Source organism: [Chlorobium] sp. 445, from assembly GCA_002763895.1.
Taxonomy (GTDB): domain Bacteria; phylum Bacteroidota; class Chlorobiia; order Chlorobiales; family Thermochlorobacteraceae; genus Thermochlorobacter.
This window is the reverse complement of sequence record NSLH01000024.1, coordinates 1-13,073: the sequence shown is the minus strand read 5'-3', so window position 1 is coordinate 13,073 and position 13,073 is coordinate 1. Positions and strand designations below refer to the sequence as shown.

Here is a 13,073-nt window from a genome sequence, read left to right as displayed (position 1 = left end):
ACGCTGACAGAGTTGGGTTTAACTTTGAAGTGTATATGAGACCACAACGGCAGCGTGTCGCAATTACGGGCGTGGGTGTAATTACGCCAATTGGCATTGGACTGCAAGCATTTTGGGGGGCGATGATGGCAGGCAAAAGCGGCGCAGGACCCATCACCCAGTATGATGCCACGCAGACTGAAACCAAATTTGCTTGCGAAGTCAAAGATTTTGACCCAAACACCTACATCGACCGCAAGGCCGCGCTGCGTATGGACAGATACTGCCAACTGGGTGTCTCTGCTGCAGAAATGGCGATTGCAGATGCACAGCTTGAGCGTCTGAACATTGACCGCACCCGTGTAGGGGTCATTTTTGGCACAGGCATTGGCGGTATGATTACCTACGATCAACAATTCCGCACCTATATGCAAAGCGGTGCCGACCGTATCAGCCCGTTCTTTATCCCTATGATGATTCCCGACATTGCTGCTGGGCACATTTCCATCAAGCACAAGCTGCATGGTCCAAACTATGCGACGGTCTCTGCCTGCGCTACGTCGCTCAATGCGATTATTGATGCCTATATGATGATTCAGATGGGCTATGCAGACATGATGATTTGCGGTGGCTCCGAAGCTGTAATTACACCGCTGGCTGTTGCAGGTTTCAATGCTGCACGCGCGCTCTCTACGCGCAACGACGACCCTGAACATGCCTCACGACCGTATGACAAAGATCGGGATGGCTTCGTGATGGGCGAAGGGGCAGCGGCGCTGGTGCTAGAAACTGTAGAATCAGCCGAGAGACGCGGGGCACACATTTATGCTGAACTAGCTGGCGTTGGAATGAGTGCAGACGCCTATCATCTTACTGCACCGCACCCTGAAGGCGCAGGTGCTATGCTCTCCATGCAGCGTGCAATTGATGAAGCGGGAATTTCGCCCAAGCACATTGAGTACATTAACGCTCACGGCACTTCCACACCACTGGGCGATATCGCTGAAATCGTGGCAATCAAGAAAGTCTTCGGTGAGGATGTCCAAGGCGTGAGCATCAGCTCAACAAAGTCTATGATTGGGCATCTGCTTGGTGCAGCAGGTGCCGTGGAATCGGTAGCCTGTCTCCTCGCAATTCAGCATCAGTGCGTGCCGCCGACAATCAACATTTTCAACTTAGACCCTGCTGTAGATGTGGATGTAACGCCAAACAAACCTAAGCCACGCGAAATTAACTATGTGCTAAACAACGGGTTCGGTTTTGGTGGACACAATTGCACACTGATTTTTAAGAAATACACGACAAAATAGTATCTTGTAACAATTTATGGCAACCTACCGCAGCAGCAAGAAGTAGCAAGGATGATTTGATTGCAACCTAAACCTGAGGCGATCGATGTTGTTTTGGAACACGCTACTAGAGAAACTTTTTCGTAGACAGCACGCCGCATCTACACCTGCCCTCTCAGAGGAAGACCGCCGCCTCAAAGAACATCTCGAAGAACTCGTACAATATCCTATAAAAAGTTTAAATCTCTTCAAGGTTGCACTAACGCATCGTTCTGCAATTGATTTTTCTAACAAGGTAACTTTCGTCTCAAATGAACGCTTGGAATTTTTAGGTGATGCTGTGTTAGATTTGATTGTAGCCGAGTATCTCTACACATCCTATCCTGATTTTGACGAGGGAGAACTCACAAAATTGCGCTCACTGGTTGTGAATGCGAAAACACTTGCAGGCTATGCGCGTGCAATTCAAATTGGCAAGTTGCTCATCATCAGTGAGTCAGCCGCATCAATGGGCGTACGTAACAGCGACATGGCACTCTCCGATGCGATTGAGGCGTTAATTGGCGCCATTTATCTCGATGGAGGTTACATGCGCGCAAAAGAATTTCTCTACGCAAATGTGCTGAGTAAAACCAACTTTGACACACTGCTGAGCACAGAGCAGAACTATAAGAGTGTGCTGTTGGAATATGCACAAGCACAGCGCATCCCACTGCCTGTCTATACGATTACAAATGAGGAAGGCCCGCCGCACAACAAAATTTTTACTGTTGCTGTGAAGTTAGGCGATGAAGTGATGGGACAAGGCGTAGGGCGCAGCAAGAAAGAAGCTGAACAATGTGCGGCACGTGAGGCGGCAACAAAACTCAATCTCACGCGCGAGAAGCGACGAGTGCCACACATCGAAAACCCAACTCAGGTGCGGCTCTGAAGCTCAATCCACCAGTGCTCAGCCTACCAACGCGCAGCCAATCTAATCTACTGTAATCGGAATAACTACCTTAGTTCTATCCCACACCAGCATCATTTCGGTCGTATTTGCTTCTGGTACTTTGAAGAAAATCGTGAAGGCTTCAAACTCTCCTTCGGTCTCGCCTGTTGGAACATCAAAGCGCAACACTTCTTTTTTCTCATTCATGCGGAACTGTCCCCAAAGTCCCAGCTCGCTATTGATGAGCACGGTGAATTTATCTTTCTGTGGAATCGTGAAAAGTGAATACGTGCCCGCTTTGAGAGGCTTCCCTGCAATTTTAATGTCCTTTGTCAGTGTGATTTCTGTGGCTTCGTTGGCACCTGTACGCCAGACCTCACCATAGGGCACAAGAGCTTTCTCTTCTTTTGAGCCGAAAATCAATCGCCCTTTCTTGAACGGACGCGAGTAGACAACCTTGATGTATGCATCGCCGATATTGACTTTAGCGACCGCCATGGGACTTTGACGCGGCGCCAGAGAACGAATGTAATTGCTGTCCGGCTTCTGTGCGAACGCGCTTGCTGCAAAGAAAAAGAGTGCAAACAAAGAGATAAAAATAAATCGCATGATACAGTTTTTTGGATAAACGGTTTTGAGAAATCAACAACGCATCAGATATCTAAACGGCGCACATACTTTGCATTCATCTCAATAAACTCACGGCGTGGCTCAACTGCATCGCCCATTAAGGTCGAGAAAATTTTATCAGCTTCCATGGCACTTTCAATGCCAACTTGCAAGAGTGTGCGGTTCTCTGGGTTCATTGTGGTTTCCCAGAGTTGTTCAGGGTTCATCTCGCCCAGTCCTTTGTAGCGCTGCACCGTAACTTCCTTGCCTTTCTCTTCAAAGCGTTTGATGGCAGCGTCACGCTCTTCATCGTCCCATGCATAGACTGATTCTTTACCTGATTTGACAAGGTAAAGTGGCGGCTGCGCAATATAGACCCTACCGCTTTCAATTAGACCGCGCATATAGCGGAAGAGAAAGGTCAAGAGCAATGTGCGAATGTGTGAGCCGTCGACATCTGCGTCAGTCATCAAGATAATTTTGCCGTAGCGCAATTTCTCAGCGTTAAATTCATCATCGCCAATTCCTGTGCCAAGTGCCATAATGATCGTGCGGATTTCTTCATTTTCGAGCATCTTGTTGAGGCGCGCTTTTTCGACGTTGAGAATTTTGCCTTTGAGAGGCAAGATAGCTTGGAAGCGTCGGTCGCGACCTTGTTTGGCAGAGCCACCCGCACTATCACCTTCGACAATGTACAATTCACACAGTTCAGGGTCGTTGATAGAGCAGTCAGCAAGTTTGCCTGGCAAGCCTGCGCCGTCAAGCGCATTTTTGCGCCGTGTCATTTCTTTAGCTTTGCGCGCCGCTTCACGTGCTTGTGCCGCATTCAGGGCTTTTTCAATGATGATTTTCGCTGTGCCCGGATTTTGCTCAATAAACTCGCTGAGCTTTTCATTGACAATGGTTTCAACAATCGTCTGCGTCTCACTATTGCCAAGTTTCGTTTTGGTTTGACCTTCAAACTGTGGCTCTGGCACTTTGACAGAAACAATCGCCGTTAGTCCTTCACGGTAGTCATCACCAGTCAGTTGAAGATTCTTGGCAGATTTGAGCAAATCGTTTTTAGTAGCATATTGATTCATCGTGCGTGTCAAGGCTTTGCGAAAGCCAGTCAGATGTGTGCCGCCTTCTACCGTGTTAATGTTATTGACATACGACAGTGTGTTCTCTTGGTAGGAGTCGTTGTATTGGAAAGCGATTTCGACGAATGTGCCATCACGCTCGCCCTCGATGTAGATGGGTTTTTTCATCAGCGCGAGTCGATTGGCATCAACAAACGAGACGAACTCCACGATACCGCCTTTGAAGTGGAATTCATCGCGTCGTGGTTCTTTCTCGCGCAGGTCTTCAATAACGATGTGAAGGTTACGGTTCAAATACGCAAGCTCACGCATGCGGTCTGCAAGTGTCTCATAGCGGAACTCTCGATTCTTGAAGATAAGCGGGTCGGGCATAAAGGTTGTTTTCGTGCCCGTATCTTTTTCTCGGGTTTTGCCGATTTCTTTTACAGGTGCTTCAGGCACACCGCGGTGATACTTTTGATAGAAAATTTTACCTTCGCGCTTGACGGTAACTTCGCACCACTCCGAGAGCGCATTGACAACCGATGCCCCAACGCCATGCAGACCACCAGAGACCTTGTAAGAATTTTTGTCAAACTTGCCGCCTGCGCCAATCACAGTCATGACAAGTTCTAATGCAGATTTGCCAGTGTCTTTCTTGATAGCCGTAGGAATGCCGCGTCCTCTATCTGAGACCGTAACCGAGCCGTCAGCATTGATAGAGACATAGATGAAATCGTTATAGCCTGCAAGAGCTTCATCGACGGAGTTATCGACGATTTCATAGACAAGGTGATGCAGACCGCGAATTCCAACATCGCCGATATACATTGCAGGGCGCTTGCGTACATGCTCAATGCCGCTCAGAACTTGAATACTCTCTGCACTATACTCCTTTGTGGGCGCGCTAGCGTAATCGAGACTCTTCTCTACCATTGAAGATGGAATTTGCGTTAGCTAAAAAATTACTGCTCGAGATTTTAAATATACGAAAATTGCGGCTTGAAACCGTGCTTTTTTAGCAAGATTTCAAAGTGCAGGAAGTGCTTGTAAGTTCTTTTAGGAAAAGGAGTTGAGAAATGATAACCCTATGAAAGTTCAAGCAGGAAGGCTTTAAGGTGCTCAAAGTTGTTTTGCATCAAAATCGACATCTTAGGTTTGCTGATGGCATGGCGCAGACGCTCTGGCATCTCAATAGGGACAGGCAATAGCGGCTCAACGATATCTGCAAATTTGGCAGGATGAGCTGTTGCCAAAAAGATACCATGGGTTGGCTCTGATTGCGTTTGCTGATAAGCGTGCAGACCTAAATAGCCAATTGCACCGTGCGGTTCCGTGATGTAAGCATATTTTTGATAAATGTGCTGAATTGCGGCAGCAGTCTCTGTGTCAGAGAAACTGATACCAAAAATATCTTGCTGCATTTGCAAGTGTGTAGGATAGAGTTCTTGCATGCGTGCAAAGTTACTCGGGTTGCCGACATCCATGGCATTTGAGAGTGTACGCTGCGAGGGCTTCGGCTCAAAGAGACCTGTATGCAAGTACTTAGGCACAATATCATTTGTATTTGTGGCAGCAACAAATTTCTGAACAGCAAGACCCATCTTTTTAGCAAGTAAGCCTGCAGTTAGGTTGCCAAAGTTACCGCTGGGCACAGAGAAGACAATCGGTAAGTCAGTTTGTGGAAGTTGTGCTACAGCACGAAAGTAGTAGAAGGTTTGTGGCAGCAGTCGCGCAATGTTGATAGAATTTGCTGATGAGAGTGTCCAGCGTGTGCGGATGTCCTCATCTAAAAAAGCAGACTTTACGAGCCGCTGGCAATCATCGAAGGTGCCTTGCACTTCAAGTGCAATGACATTGCCGCCAATCGTTGTCAGTTGCTGCTCTTGAATATGGCTTACCTGACCGCTTGGATAAAGCAACACCACGCGTGTTCTGGGAAGGTTCAAAAATCCGTAACCGACTGCGCTGCCAGTATCTCCGGATGTGGCAACTAAAACAAGCAAATCACGAGGCTCATCTTGCAAAAAGTAGCTAAGCAACTGTGCAAGAAAGCGTGCGCCAAAATCTTTGAAGGCAAGTGTAGGACCTAAGAAAAGTTCCAGTGCGTAAAGATGTGTATCAAGTTTCACAAGTGGGGCATCGAAGGTAATAGCAGCGTCAATAATGCAGCGTAAGTCCTTTTCAGGCACGGCCTCTTGCAGCAAGACTTTAGCAACTTCAAAAGCCAATTCTTGTATGGAAAGATGTGGCAGTCGGCGGAAGACATCTGATGGCAATAAAGGAATAGATGTTGGCATGAAAAGACCGCCGTCCTGCGCCAGACCTTGCAAGACCGCTTCGCGTAGACCAACTTCTGATGCCCGACGATGAGAGCTATAAAGTCGCATACAGAGAACTTGGCACAAGCCGTGCGCCTTCTGGATTGATTTTAGAGATAAACTTGTCGCTTACGATACCTTGTTCTGCAAAAGCCTCCTGCATGGCTTGAGCAACACGCATTGCCACATCTGCATTGACAGTCAGTGCGAAGATAGAAGGTCCAGAACCTGAAATGCTGCAGCCCAGTGCGCCATGGCGCATTGCAGCGGTTTTCACTTGGTTGAAGCCCGGAATCAAAATAGAGCGTATGGGTTCAATGATGACATCGTTCAGTGAGCGACTGATGAGGTCGTAGTCAGATTTCATTAGACCGGCAACTAAGCCAGCGATATTGCCCCACTGTACGATAGCATCTTTGAGTGAAATCGTTTTTTTTAGAATCTCACGTGCATCTTTGGTTTTGACTTCAATGTGTGGGTGCACGACAACGGCGTGCAAATGCGCAGGTGTATTGAGTTCAACAATATCCAGTGGAGCGTAGCTGCGAATTAAAATAAATCCACCGAGAAGAGAGGGCGCAGCATTATCAGCATGTGCAGTGCCGCATGCTACGCGTTCGCCTTCAAGTGCAAAGGGCAAAAGTTCACTTTTTTTGAGCGGCGAGCCGAGTAAGGCATTTGCGGCGACAACAGCAGCAACTGCACTTGCAGCACTTGAACCTAATCCGCTGCCTAACGGCATTTTTTTGTGTACTTCGAGATCAATGCCTTGCTCAAGATGTAAATGCTCAAGCAGTTTCATCACCGCAATGCCTGCGGTGTTAAGTGCTGCATCGGTCGGCAGTTTGCCATTGTCTCCTATGATGCGCGTTATCCTAACTTTGCTGCTTTCATTGAATCGTGCCACGACTTCATCGCCGGGCGCATGCAGGGCAAAGCGAGAATATCAAAGCCTGCGCCAACATTAGCTACTGTAGCAGGCGCAAATGCAACAAAACAGTCATCTTTCATAAATGTATGACCAGATTTTGCGTCTATTCAAAAGACAAAGAGCACTACGACAAATAATTTGAAATCCACACCACGTTTGCAAACACTCCAGCAGCCGTAACCTCTGCACCTGCACCGGGACCCTTAACAACAAGCGGACGCTCGCAGTAGCGCTCAGTGGTGTAAGAAATAATGTTATCGCTGCCTGAGAGTGTGTAGAAAGGATGATGTGCATCGACTTCTTGCAACTTGACTTGCGCTTTTGTGCCTTCAAGACAAGCAATGAAGCAGAGCTTGCGTTTGTGCTGTTCGGCATGTCGCTTTTTTTCCTCGAAGATAGGGTTAGCTTTCTCGAGCTCCTTGAAGAAATCCTCAACCGATGGCGCATCAAGGCAGGCTTGTGGCAAGAGGTTCTCAACTTCAACATGATGCAATTCCAGCGGCAAGCCAACTTCGCGTGCAAGAATCAGAATTTTGCGAGCTACATCCATACCACTCAAATCATCGCGCGGGTCAGGTTCAGTATAACCTTTTTCTTTGGCTTCGCGCACCACGTCACTGAACTTGCGGGTGCCAACGAAATTGTTGAAAATGTAGCTAAGTGAACCTGATAGCACTGCTTCGATTTTCAAAATTTTATCGCCGCTGTTGAGCAGATCTTGTAGCGTATTGATGACAGGCAAGCCTGCTCCAACATTAGTTTCATAGAGAAACTTCACATCATTTTTGATGGCAAGCAGTTTCAGGTTGCGATACGCCTCATATTTGCCTGAATTAGCACGCTTGTTTGGCGTAACGATAGAAATGCTTGCTGAGAGAATTTCTTCGTAGTGCTCAATAACTTCATCGCTTGCAGTGCAATCAATAAAGATGCTGTTCGGTAAGTTCAAGTCTTTCATCTTAGCGACGAACTTTTTAAGGTTCGTGCTCTCGCCACATTCTTTGAGATGTGTTTGCCAATGTGCAAGGTCAATGCCGCGTTCCTGAAAGAGCATCTGTGAGCGACGCGCTAAGGCAATGACGCGAATATCAAGCGACTTTTCTTTAAGCAAGTTTTCACGATGCTCTCTCAGTTGGCGCAGAAATGTACCACCGATAAGCCCAGTCCCAACCAAGAACACATTGAGCGTTTTTTTCTCTGAAAGAAAGAAGGCTTCGTGCAGGGCGTTGAGTGCTTTAGATTCATCGCGCTTGTCGATGACAACCGAGATATTAAGCTCCGATGAGCCTTGAGCAATTGCGACAATGTTGATGCCATTTTTGCCGAGCGTCTGAAAAAACCAGCCTGCAATGCCGGTGCGATGGCGCATGTTTTCACCGACCGCTGCAATGATGGAGAGATTCGTCTCAACCTCAACTTCATTGAGCTTGCCAGCATTGATTTCCAGTGCAAACTCTTTGTGAATAGCCTGCTTGGCAAGTTTGGCTTCTTTTGGTGAGACGGCAACACAAATCGAGTGCTCTGATGAAGCCTGTGAGATAAAAATGACATTAATTTTTGCCTCCGCCAGAGCACTAAAGAGGCGTTTAGCTGAGCCCATTGTCCGTACAAGCCCAGTGCCTTCAACGCGAAGAAGTGCAACATCATCCAGTGAAGAAATTCCACAGACAGGGAATCGGCGTGCAGGCAGATTGCTTGAAATGAGTGTGCCTTCAAATGTCGGATTAAATGTGTTGCGCACTCGGATAGGAATGCCTGCGGTCATGGCAGGTTGAATGGTAGGCGCATAAAGCACTTTTGCACCAGAGTTCGACATCTCTAAGGCTTCGTCATAAGTCATCTGTGGGATAGAAAAGGCATCGGGCACTTTGCGTGGATCAGCGGTCATGAAGCCATTGACATCAGTCCAGATTTGAATTTCTGAGGCGCTAAGTGCTGCAGCGAAAAGTGCAGCTGTATAATCCGAGCCGCCGCGTCCGAGTGTGGTTGTCTGTCCATGCTGTGTAGAGCCAATGAACCCTGTGATAATTTGCAATGCAGGGCGCAAGCCGAAATAGGAACGAATGTTTGATAAGTCGTCTCAAGATCCACATGGGCAGCGCCAAAATGTTCATCTGTTTTCACAAGCAATCGTGCGTCAAGATACTCGGCATCAATACCTTGTTCACGAAAGGCTTCGCTCACAATGTAAGCGGAAAGACGCTCGCCGAAACTCAAAATGAAATCTAGTGTGCGTGGCGTGTATTCTTTGATAAGGAAAACGCCATTGAGCACATCCTCAAGTTCATTGAGCATCTTTTTAACACCTGCCAAAATTCCGCTTTGGCGATGCACATCAACCAAGGCTTTGACGGCATCGAGATGCCGCAATTCAAGTGCTTGCAGCAGCATGCGGTAGTTTTCATCACCTTGCGCAGCAATGTGACTTACTTCCAAGAGCGTATCGGTTACACCGCTAAAAGCAGAGACAACAACAGCCACTTTGCTCTGCTTGCGTTCATTCAAGACGATTTGTACAACTTGCTCGATATGTTGCGGCACGCCAACGGAACTGCCACCGAATTTGAGAATTTTCATAGCGATTTTTGAGCTGACAAAATAAATGAAGCGGCAAAGATACGAAAAGAACCGCAAGCCATGCAGCAACTTTGACAACATGCTCGGCAGCACTGGAGATTTGAGAGAGCGCATACAGTGCTGTATCTTTACATCTCACATCAAAAAGAAGCACAGTATGATTGAAGCCTACCTACCGATTTTTGCGATGATTAGCCTTGCGGTAACTGCAGGCATTGCACTCTCGGCACTAGGCATCGCTATTGGACCTAAACGTAAAACCGCACAAAAACTCACAACCTATGAATCAGGCATGGAACCTGTGGGCACAGGTAAGCAACGCATTTCCATCAAGTATTACCTTGTCGCCATGCTCTTTATTGTCTTTGATATAGAGGTTGTCTTTATGTATCCTTGGGCGACAAGTTTTCGTGAGCTTGGACTCGCTGGGTTTATTCCGATGCTGACCTTTGCACTGCTGCTGCTGGCAGGCTATCTCTACATTGTGAAAAAGGGCGCACTCGAGTGGGATTAAAACGGCTAATTTCGCCTTAGCGTTTTCAAAGAGCGAGTCTCTATAAACTAAATCTTGAGAAGTATGACGCAAAACAATCCTTTCGGCGATGGTTTTTTGACGACCACGATGGATGCAATTACCAACTGGGCACGCTCCAATGCGCTTTGGCCCATGCCAATGGGGCTTTCATGCTGCGCAATTGAAATGATGGCGATGGCAGGACCAAAGTATGATGTCGCACGTTTCGGCTCAGAGGTCTTTCGTATGTCGCCACGTCAAAGCGATCTAATGATTGTCGCTGGCACAGTTACCTATAAGATGGCACATGTGGTCAAAAAAATCTGGGACCAGATGCCTGAACCCAAGTGGTGCATTGCAATGGGCGCATGCAGTTCATCAGGTGGCATGTTTCGCTCCTATCCTGTGGTACAAGGTGTCGATCAATTTATTCCCGTCGATGTCTATGTGCCCGGCTGTCCGCCCCGACCAGACGCAGTGCTGCACGCTTTAATGGATATTCAAGAGAAAATCAAGCACCAGCGTCATTCTTTCCGCGATGCCTTGCTCTCGGAAGAAGGATTAGCTAAACTTGAGCGGCTAACTGAAGCAGAACAAAACCAACTTACCTTGCAGAAATAATCTGCATCATGGTTTCAAGAGGCGAACTGCACAGCCCACTTACACAAATGCTGATGCGCAGCGCGCCTTTAATGCGATTACTAAGGGTGGCAAGTTCAAGACGGCAGTGATAGCAAATGCTCACAGCGCAGTCATTAAGCTATCTGAGTGGCTCAGGATTGGTGATGAGATGGTAATGATTGCCCAAAAACCATAGTGCGAAAACGAACTAAAAAGCAACCAGTATGAAAGAGATTGTCCAAGCCCTGCAAGCCAAATTTAACGGGGCGATTAAAGAAGTTACAGAGTTCAGAGGTGAAACCACACTGCTGGTTGAAACAAAGTCGATTGTCGAAATCTGCCGCACGCTCAAAGACGATCATGGCTTTAACTACTGCGTAGAGATTTGCGGTGCCGACCGATTCACCGAAGAAGAACGCTTCGAAGTGATTTACAACCTTACCAATCTCGACAAGCATTGGCGCATTCGCTTGAAGGTGCGCGTCGAAGAAGATAATCCTGTTGTGCCCAGCGTTACCAGTGTTTGGCGCGGCGCAAATTGGCATGAGCGCGAAACTTACGACATGTACGGTGTTCGCTTTGAAGGGCATCCTGACTTGCGACGCATGTATATGCCCGAAGATTTTGAATACTATCCGCTGCGTAAAGATTTTCCGCTCATTGGCGTGCCGGGTAGCATTCCTTTGCCTGAATTTGACAAAAGAGCCCCAAACAAAGCGCAAGGTGAGCGCTACAACCGTGGCGAACAAATCTGAATGGCGGAAGTGCACCCTATGAACTGGGATGGTAAGCACTCTGCATCAGTTGCCTGCTGATTCTTCAAGATACTGTGCTCAGTGAAGACCGCTCACGATGAAAGTCTCGCAGCCAAAGCAAAAGAAACGGCACTCTCGCACACCGCTTGCCCCACGCGAGCGCATTTTGAAAGTCAGTCTCGAGCTCTATCTGAAAGAAGGAATTGAATCGCTATCAATGCGGCGCATTGCACGCAAGTTAGGGGTAGTGCCCTCGTCGCTCTACAAGCATTATGAGAACAAAGATGCACTGGTTTGGGCAATCATTACGGAAGGCTACAGTGTGTTTACATCGTATTTGCAGCGTGCGCTAACAGAACCCACACCTGAGGCAAAACTGCATCGCACCATCTCTGAATATCTTTCCTTTGCAATAGAGCAGCCTAAGTATTACGAAGTGATTTTTCTCAATCCACATCAGTATTTCCAGAGTTCAACAATACCTGAGAGTGTGCGCGCACACTCACGTACGACATTTCAAATTTTGGAAAATGTGGTGCAAATATGTCTGGATGCAGGGCTGTTCAAGCCGGGAAATGCAACCGGGATTGCCTACACAATTTGGACACATGCACACGGTGCGGTTGCTTTGCGCCTAACGGGCCTTGCCCCACAGAATAACGACGAATTTTCCACATTTTACTTTTACTCCTTCAACAATTTGCTGAGTGGACTGAGACAATAATTTTTTCTAAAAAAGAGAACACTGTTCTCTTTTTTGTTCGTATATTTATAGCGAACGCTGTTCTCTAAAAAAGTGAAATTAAAATGAACGACGCGCGGCTCATACATGGCTTGCTGGGCAGTTTGACGCTTCTTTTAGGAATTACAGTTTCGCTCAAATTTGCTATTGCGTGGATAGGAAAGTCGACTTACACACGATTTGCACATTGGCTTTTGTCTATGTTTGGGTGGGTGTTACTTCTGCAAGGTCTTTCAGGAACTGTGTATTTGGTGTGCTTCTTTTCGCAAGGCGTTGAACTTGGACTCGCCTCGTGGATGCATCTAGGTGTTGCAGCGCTTGCGATAACACTTGCGCAGAGTTATCGTGCATGGCAGACTTGCAGCGACACTGAAGGGCATCGCAACACTTTTTTCGCATCGATGGGAATAATCAGTCTCTTGATGCTCTGCATCGCACTGCTTGGAAAATCCTGAACAGGGCACGCGTGCAGATGTAAGTTGTTTTTTTAATCTAATTGAGAAAGGAGTAATTATGAACATCTCAAAATGGCCAAAGTGGTATATCTGGCTTTGGTCGCTGCTACTGTATTCCTGCCGCGAAATTGACGAACAAGGTGCGCTTGTGCCCCCTACTGCTGACCAGGACCGGCAATTACCTCAGATTTCCATCACGGTGGCAGGAAAGACGCGCGCAGTGCATTTAGAAACGTTCGGCAACCCAAATAATCCACCGCTGTTTGTCTTGCACGGGTCTTACACCGA

General features: G+C 47.4%; 11 protein-coding genes and 2 pseudogenes. 8 read left to right on the top strand and 5 right to left on the bottom strand.

Annotated elements, in window-relative coordinates; translation table 11 throughout:
- Nucleotides 1-35 precede the first annotated feature (35 nt).
- Entirely contained in the window at nucleotides 36-1,289 is a 1,254-nt protein-coding gene (gene fabF / locus CMR00_09635) for a beta-ketoacyl-[acyl-carrier-protein] synthase II (protein PIO47553.1), read from the top strand.
- 85 nt (nucleotides 1,290-1,374) lie between these two features.
- On the top strand, nucleotides 1,375-2,199 hold the full coding sequence (gene rnc, locus CMR00_09630) for a ribonuclease III (GenBank protein PIO47552.1): 825 nt from the start codon (nucleotides 1,375-1,377) through the stop codon (nucleotides 2,197-2,199).
- A 42-nt stretch (nucleotides 2,200-2,241) separates the two neighbouring features.
- Here the strand turns inward: rnc and CMR00_09625 are convergent, their stop codons facing one another.
- From CMR00_09625 to CMR00_09605, 5 genes and pseudogenes are all read right to left on the bottom strand, one after another.
- On the bottom strand, nucleotides 2,242-2,808 hold the full coding sequence (locus tag CMR00_09625) for a hypothetical protein (protein ID PIO47551.1): 567 nt from the start codon (nucleotides 2,806-2,808) through the stop codon (nucleotides 2,242-2,244).
- A gap of 44 nt (nucleotides 2,809-2,852) precedes the next feature.
- Nucleotides 2,853-4,805, bottom strand: a complete 1,953-nt coding sequence (gene gyrB, locus CMR00_09620; GenBank protein PIO47550.1) for a DNA topoisomerase (ATP-hydrolyzing) subunit B — start codon at nucleotides 4,803-4,805, stop codon at nucleotides 2,853-2,855.
- A 152-nt stretch (nucleotides 4,806-4,957) separates the two neighbouring features.
- Complete coding sequence (locus CMR00_09615; protein PIO47549.1) at nucleotides 4,958-6,259, bottom strand: threonine synthase; 1,302 nt, start codon at nucleotides 6,257-6,259, stop codon at nucleotides 4,958-4,960.
- Nucleotides 6,246-7,201, bottom strand: a pseudogene (locus CMR00_09610) (homoserine kinase). Before CMR00_09610 ends, CMR00_09615 begins: the two are co-directional and overlap by 14 nt.
- A 44-nt stretch (nucleotides 7,202-7,245) precedes the next feature.
- Nucleotides 7,246-9,698 (bottom strand): annotated as a pseudogene (locus CMR00_09605) (bifunctional aspartate kinase/homoserine dehydrogenase I).
- Between the two features lie 157 nt (nucleotides 9,699-9,855).
- Between CMR00_09605 and CMR00_09600 the strand changes: the two are divergent.
- The 6 genes from CMR00_09600 to CMR00_09575 form a co-directional block, all read left to right on the top strand.
- The gene (locus tag CMR00_09600) at nucleotides 9,856-10,212 is read left to right on the top strand and encodes an NADH-quinone oxidoreductase subunit A (protein ID PIO47548.1); all 357 of its coding nucleotides are present in this window, start codon (nucleotides 9,856-9,858) and stop codon (nucleotides 10,210-10,212) included.
- Nucleotides 10,213-10,275: 63 nt separating this feature from the next.
- Nucleotides 10,276-10,833: an NADH-quinone oxidoreductase subunit B gene (locus tag CMR00_09595; GenBank protein PIO47547.1), complete on the top strand. Its 558-nt coding sequence runs from the start codon at nucleotides 10,276-10,278 to the stop codon at nucleotides 10,831-10,833.
- 224 nt (nucleotides 10,834-11,057) lie between these two features.
- Complete coding sequence (locus tag CMR00_09590; GenBank protein ID PIO47546.1) at nucleotides 11,058-11,588, top strand: NADH-quinone oxidoreductase subunit C; 531 nt, start codon at nucleotides 11,058-11,060, stop codon at nucleotides 11,586-11,588.
- Between the two features lie 97 nt (nucleotides 11,589-11,685).
- On the top strand, nucleotides 11,686-12,312 hold the full coding sequence (locus CMR00_09585; protein ID PIO47545.1) for a hypothetical protein: 627 nt from the start codon (nucleotides 11,686-11,688) through the stop codon (nucleotides 12,310-12,312).
- Between the two features lie 83 nt (nucleotides 12,313-12,395).
- Nucleotides 12,396-12,785 (top strand): hypothetical protein, encoded by a 390-nt coding sequence (locus CMR00_09580; protein ID PIO47544.1) that lies wholly within the window; start codon nucleotides 12,396-12,398, stop codon nucleotides 12,783-12,785.
- A partial coding sequence (locus CMR00_09575) for a hypothetical protein (GenBank protein PIO47543.1) occupies nucleotides 12,772-13,073 on the top strand: 302 nt, incomplete at its 3' end. The genes CMR00_09580 and CMR00_09575, both read left to right, overlap by 14 nt.